6 protein-coding genes are annotated in these 5,908 nt (G+C 69.8%); 4 read left to right on the top strand and 2 right to left on the bottom strand.

The annotated features are described in order from the left end of the window. The first annotated feature begins 154 nt into the window (after window positions 1–154). Window positions 155–1,405 carry an organoarsenical effux MFS transporter ArsJ gene (arsJ, locus tag Q8M82_RS07845; RefSeq protein ID WP_305690812.1) on the top strand — a complete coding sequence of 417 codons (1,251 nt, stop codon included), beginning with the start codon at window positions 155–157 and terminating at the stop codon, window positions 1,403–1,405. Between the two features lie 140 nt (window positions 1,406–1,545). Continuing rightward, the gene (locus tag Q8M82_RS07850; protein ID WP_305690813.1) at window positions 1,546–2,229 is read left to right on the top strand and encodes a L,D-transpeptidase; all 684 of its coding nucleotides are present in this window, start codon (window positions 1,546–1,548) and stop codon (window positions 2,227–2,229) included. 87 nt (window positions 2,230–2,316) lie between these two features. Here the strand turns inward: Q8M82_RS07850 and Q8M82_RS07855 are convergent, their stop codons facing one another. Next, window positions 2,317–2,772, bottom strand: a complete 456-nt coding sequence (locus Q8M82_RS07855; RefSeq protein ID WP_267519202.1) for an Lrp/AsnC family transcriptional regulator — start codon at window positions 2,770–2,772, stop codon at window positions 2,317–2,319. Window positions 2,773–2,898: 126 nt separating this feature from the next. On the opposite strand from Q8M82_RS07855, the gene rocF reads away from it, so the two are divergent. Next, window positions 2,899–3,828 carry an arginase gene (gene rocF, locus Q8M82_RS07860; protein ID WP_305690814.1) on the top strand — a complete coding sequence of 310 codons (930 nt, stop codon included), beginning with the start codon at window positions 2,899–2,901 and terminating at the stop codon, window positions 3,826–3,828. A gap of 2 nt (window positions 3,829–3,830) precedes the next feature. After that, entirely contained in the window at window positions 3,831–4,898 is a 1,068-nt protein-coding gene (locus Q8M82_RS07865) for an ornithine cyclodeaminase (protein ID WP_305690815.1), read from the top strand. Window positions 4,899–4,926: 28 nt separating this feature from the next. On the opposite strand, the gene Q8M82_RS07870 is transcribed toward Q8M82_RS07865, so the two are convergent. After that, on the bottom strand, window positions 4,927–5,908 hold a 982-nt coding region (locus Q8M82_RS07870), incomplete at its 5' end, for a LacI family DNA-binding transcriptional regulator (RefSeq protein WP_305690816.1).

Raw genomic sequence — 5,908 nt, forward strand, 5'->3', positions numbered from 1 at the left:
CGCGACACGCGCTCGGCCATCGTCGACGGGCTCTCGACGCTGGTCACGGACGGCACGATGCTCAAGGTCTATGCCTGGTACGACAACGAGATGGGCTATGCCTGCCGCATGGTCGATCTCGCCTGCCATCTCGAACAGGTCGGGATCTGATCTTGTGACGGCGGGAGCCCGCAACTACGCCATCGTCACCGCCGCCTATTGGGGCTTCACCCTGACCGACGGCGCGCTGCGCATGCTCGTGCTGCTGCACTTCTTCCGGTTGGGCTACTCGCCCTTCACGCTCGCCTTCCTGTTCCTGCTCTATGAGGCGGCCGGGATCGTCGCCAACCTGATCGGCGGCTGGCTCGCCGCCCGCTACGGCATCACGCGGATGCTCGCGGTGGGCCTGACGACGCAGATCGCGGGTTTCCTGCTGCTGTCGGGCCTGTCGCCGGACTGGACGGCCGCGGCCTCCGTCGCCTGGGTGGTGATGGCGCAAGGCATCTGCGGCGTCGCCAAGGACCTGACCAAGACGGCTTCGAAATCAGCGATCAAGGTCGCCGAGGCCGCGGCGCGCAGCGAGGACGCCGAAGGCCGGCTGTTCCGCTGGGTCGCCTGGTTCACCGGCTCCAAGAACGCAATGAAGGGCGTCGGCTTCTTCCTCGGCGGGCTCTTGCTGGAGGCGCTCGGCTTTAGGGGCGCGCTTTGGGCGATGGCGGCGATGCTGGCGCTGATCCTGCTCGGCGTCGTCACCGCGCTGCCGGCGATGATGGGGAAGGCGAAGGCGAGCCAATCCGCCCGCGAGCTTTTCGCCAAGAACCGCGCCGTCAACCTGCTGGCGCTGGCGCGCGTCGCGCTGTTCGGCGCGCGCGACGTCTGGTTCGTCGTCGGCGTGCCGGTGTTCCTCTACGCTGCGGGCTGGACCTTCACCATGGTCGGCACGTTTCTCGCGCTCTGGACGATCGGATACGGCCTCGTCCAAGCCGCGGCCCCCGCTCTTATCCGGCGCAGCGCCGACGGGCTCTCGTCGGAGGTGCCTGCCGCGCGGCTCTGGTCGCTGGCGCTGGCGGCGATCCCCTTCGCGATCGCGGCGCTGCTGGCGAGCGGCTTGGGCCTGCGGCCCGATCTCGTCCTCGTCGCGGGCTTGAGCCTGTTCGGCTGCGCCTTCGCGGTCAACGCTTCGCTCCATTCCTATCTGATCCTGGCCTATGCCGGCTCCGAGAAATCGGCCGAGGATATCGGCTTCTACTACGCCGCCAACGCGCTCGGCCGCTTCCTCGGCACACTGCTGTCGGGCCTGCTCTACCAGTGGGGCGGGCTGCAGGCCTGCCTGCTCGGCTCGGGCCTGATGCTGGCCGCCTGCGTCGTCGCGACGTTCGCCCTGCCGCAGCCAATCCGCGATCGTCGGGCGTGGGAGGCGGTCTGACGCGCCGATGACCTAAGGGGCTCGCGTCCCATCAGGCTTGCCAGCCCCGCTCTCAGGCGGCAAACTCCGGCGAGCTAGGGTTCAAGCGGTGTCGTCGGCCGAGTTCCGTCGGGCGACACGCAGTCGGGATAGTCGTTGTAATGATGAAGCGTGATGAAGCGGCCCTGGGTGGCCGTCGGCTGGAGCGGCTCGACCGCCGCTCCTTCCTCGTCGGTTCCGCCGCCGGCCTCGGGGCGCTGTCGCTGGGCGGCTGCGTCACCCAGGACGGGATGAGCCTCGCCGAGGCGAAGAAGCTCTACGGGCCGGTCGACGACAAGAAGTTCGCGATTCCGGCGACCGATCCCAGCAAGGTCGATCCGCAGTACTGGCGCCGCACCGTGCGCTACGAGACCAAGGAAGCGCCGGGCACGATCGTCGTCGATCCCGGCAACTACTATGTCTACCGCATCGAGGGCGACGGCAACGCCACGCGCTACGGCGCCAATGTCGGCCGCGACGGCTTCCGCTGGAACGGCGATGCCTATGTCGGGCGCAAGTCGGAATGGCCGACCTGGACGCCGCCGCCGGAGATGATCAAGCGCCAGCCGGAAGCGGCGAAATACGCCCGCGGCATGCCGGGCGGCCTCGACAATCCGCTGGGCGCGCGCACCCTGCATCTCTACCAGAACGGCCGCTACACGCTCTACACGATCTATGCTTCGCTCGATGAGGAATCGATCGGCTCGGGCATCACCAGCGGCTGCGTCGGCCTGCTGACGCAGGACATGATCGACCTCTACGACCAGACGCCGGTGAAGACGAAGGTCGTCGTCCTGCCCGCCTGATCACGTCGAACGGGATCCTGACCGGATTTCCCGCACGGCCTCGACGCTGCCTGCGTCGGGGTCCTGCTGCTCCGGACACTTCCATCCTCAGCGCTGGGCGAGCGGCCCGAGCCCCGCGCGGCTGCTGCGCGGCGTCGCCAGCAGCAGATGCGTTTCCGAGGCCGCGATGCCGGCGATCAGGCGCAGCCGCGTCAGGACACCATCGAGGGCGGTCAGGCTGTCGGTGCCGAGCTCGGCGACGAGATCCCATTTGCCGCTGGTCGTGTGGATGGCCGTCACCTCGGCGAAGCCCGTCAGCGCCGCGACCACGCGGTCCTTGGCGCGTCCCTCGACCTCGATGAGGGTGATGCCGCGCACCGGGGCCGAGACCGCGTCGGCCCGCAGGATCACCGTGTAACCGACGATTTCGCCGGCCTGTTCGAGGCGCTCGATGCGTGCCCGCACCGTGGCGCGCGACACGCTGAGCTCGAGCGCGAGATCCGACACGCCGCGACGGCCGTTCCGGCGCAGCAGCGTGATCAGGCGCTGGTCGAGCTCGTCCATCGGTGATTGTCCATTCTGAGCAGTCGGCCTTTCCATAACGGAAATCCGGCTTCTCATCTATGCCAATCTGGCGGGTTCATCCCGCCATCGCCGCGCCCTAACCTCGTTGCAGGGAGGTGACGGCACATGAAACAGACCACTTGCATTCTGCTGGGAGCGCCGGTGCAGGACGGCACCGGGCGGCTTGGCTGTGACATGGGCCCCAGCGCCTTCCGCGCCGCCGGCATCGGGCCGGCGCTGCAGGCGCTTGGTCACACCGTGATCGACCGCGGCAACCTCGTCCCGGCGCCGCGACGCGACCTGACCCACGCCAACCCCGCGCTGCACGGCCTGTCCGAGATCGTGGCCTGGACCGAGGCCCTGTCACAGGCCGTCCATAAGACCGGCGCGCAGGGCATGACCATCGTGCTCGGTGGCGATCACAGCCTGGCGGCCGGCACGCTCGCCGGCCATGCCCGCCGCGCCGACGAGGACGGCCGCAAGCTCTTCGTGCTCTGGCTCGACGCCCATCCCGACCTCCACACGCTGGAGACGACGGAGAGCGGCCACCTCCATGGCGTGCCGATGGGCTATGCGCTCGGCCTGCCCGGATTTGCCGGGACCTTTCCGCCGCTGGCGGCGGCGCTCGATCCCTCGCGGGTCTGCATGATGGGCCTGCGCAGCGTCGATGCGGCAGAGCGGCGGATCTTGGCCGGCAGCGGCGTGCATGTGCACGACATGCGCGCCATCGACGAGAACGGCGTCGGCGTGCTGCTGCGGCGCTTCCTCGACATCGTCGAGGCGCAGGACGGCATCCTCCATGTCAGCCTCGACGTCGATTTCCTCGATCCCGACATCGCGCCCGGCGTCGGCACGACCGTGCCGGGCGGGGCGACCTTCCGGGAGGCGCATCTGATCATGGAGATGCTCCATGACAGCGGCCGCGTCACCAGCCTCGACCTCGTCGAGCTCAACCCCTTCCTCGACGATCGCGGCCGCACCGCCCGCCTCATGGTGGACCTCACCGCCAGCCTGATGGGCCGCAGCGTGCTGGATCGCCCGACGCGGAGCTACTGAGCATGGACCGCAAGCTCAACCTCGTCCGCTTCGTCAGCGTCGACCGGATGATGCGCATCGTCGGCCGGCACGGGATCGAACGCGTGCTGACCGACCTCGCCGCCTGCATCGAGGCCGATTTCCGGCGCTGGGAGGCCTTCGACAAGACGGCGCGTGTCGCCTCGCACAGCCATGACGGCGTGATCGAGCTGATGCCGACCAGCGACGGGCGCCACTACGCCTTCAAATACGTCAACGGCCACCCCCTCAACACGCGCGACGGCCGCCAGACCGTCACCGCCTTCGGCGTCTGGGCCGATGTCGCGACCGGCTATCCGCTGCTCCTGAGCGAGATGACGATCCTGACCGCGCTGCGTACCGCCGCCACCTCGGCGATGGCGGCCAAGTATCTGGCCCCGCACGGCGCGCGCACCATGGCGCTGATCGGCAATGGCGCGCAGTCGGAGTTCCAGGCGCTCGCCTTCAAGGCGGTCCTCGGCGTCGATCGCCTGCGGCTCTACGACACCGATCCCGCCGCCAGCGCACGCTGCGCGCACAATCTCGCGGGTTTCGGCTTCGACATCGCGGTCTGCCGCTCGCCCGACGAGGCGGTGCTGGGCGCGCAGATCGTAACCACCGCGACCGCCGACAAGACCAACGCCACCATCCTGACCGACAACATGGTCGGCGCCGGCATCCACATCAACGCGGTCGGCGGCGACTGCCCGGGCAAGACCGAGCTCCATGCCGACATTCTCCGGCGCAGCGACATCTTCGTGGAGTATCCGCCGCAGACTCGCAGCGAGGGCGAGATCCAGCAGCTCGCCGCCGACCATCCCGTCACCGAACTCTGGCGCGTCGTCACGGGGCAGGCCGCAGGCCGGCGCGAGGCGCGGCAGATCACGCTCTTCGATTCGGTGGGGTTCGCGATCGAGGATTTCTCGGCCCTGCGCTGGCTCGCCGGGGAGGCCGCCCGCACGGGCGAATACGATGAGCTCGACCTGCTCGCCGATCCCGACGAGCCGCGCGACCTGTTCGGCATGCTGCTGCGCGCCGGAGCGGGCCCGGCCGCCGCGCATCCGCAGCCGTAACCCTCGCAGCCATCCCCCCCGGCCGGCGTCAGCCGCCGCGAATCACCAGCTCATGCGGCAGGAAGGCGGCCTTGGTCGGCTTGCCGTCGAGCACCGCCGCGAGCGTCGCCACCACCACAGGCCCAAAATCGTCGTAAGGAATCTTCACCGCGCTGAGCCAGGGGGCGATCCAGGCATTGAGCGGGTTGTCGTCGAAGCCGAACAGCGCCACGTCGTCGGGGACGCGCCGCCCGGCCTCCGAGAGCCGCCGATAGGCGCCATAGGCGATCAGGTCGCTGAGGCAGAGGATGCGGCGGGGCAGCCGCGGCCCCGTCAGGAGGGCGCCCATCCCGGCATGGCCGATGGCGAGATGGCTCTTGCCGCTGCCCGTCCCGCGCAGGATATCGGCTTCGGCGACGCCGCCGGCGACCAACCCGGCGACGAAGCCGCCGGCGCGCCGCTGGCCGGCGCTGAAGGACAGCGAGGCGTGCAGCAGGCCGAAGGGGCCGCCCCTGTCCTGGGCCAGCCAGTGCTGCGCCACGGCGAAGCCTGCGGCATGGTCGTCGATGCCGACGAAGGGCGAGGTCTCGTCGCCGGGGTCGCGCCGGTTGACGAAGACCAGTGGCCGCTCCGCCGCGCGCAGCTGGTCGAGCCGGGGCGAGGGGACGGCGACCAAAAGCACGATGCCGCGCGCCAGCTGCGCCTCCATTTCGGCGAGATACTCGTCCTGGATGGCTGGGTCCTCATGCGTGTCGCAGAGCGCCATCACGAAGCCGGCGTCGCGCAACGCCAGCTCGATCGAGGCGGCGGCCGCCGCCATCGCCGGGTTGCCGAGATTGGCGGCGAGCACGCCGACAATGCGGCTCTCGCGCTGGCGCAGCGCGCGGCCGACGCTTTGGGGCCGATAGCCCAGCGCCGCGACCGCGGCCTGGACCCGCGCGGCGGTCTCGGAGGTGGCCTTGTTCTCGACGCCGTTCATGACGCGCGACACGGTCGCGATCGAGACGCCGGCGCGGCGCGCCACCATGGCG

It is taken from the genome of Allobosea sp., from assembly GCF_030694325.1.
Taxonomy (GTDB): domain Bacteria; phylum Pseudomonadota; class Alphaproteobacteria; order Rhizobiales; family Beijerinckiaceae; genus Allobosea.

What these genes read in the sequence shown, in the direction of transcription:
- Q8M82_RS07850 (WP_305690813.1), top strand. Translation starts at nt 1,546, where the DNA reads ATGATGAAGCGTGATGAAGCGGCCCTGGGTGGCCGTCGGCTGGAGCGG.
- Q8M82_RS07855 (WP_267519202.1), bottom strand. Translation starts at nt 2,772, where the DNA reads ATGGACGAGCTCGACCAGCGCCTGATCACGCTGCTGCGCCGGAACGGC.
- rocF (WP_305690814.1), top strand. Translation starts at nt 2,899, where the DNA reads ATGAAACAGACCACTTGCATTCTGCTGGGAGCGCCGGTGCAGGACGGC.
- Q8M82_RS07865 (WP_305690815.1), top strand. Translation starts at nt 3,831, where the DNA reads ATGGACCGCAAGCTCAACCTCGTCCGCTTCGTCAGCGTCGACCGGATG.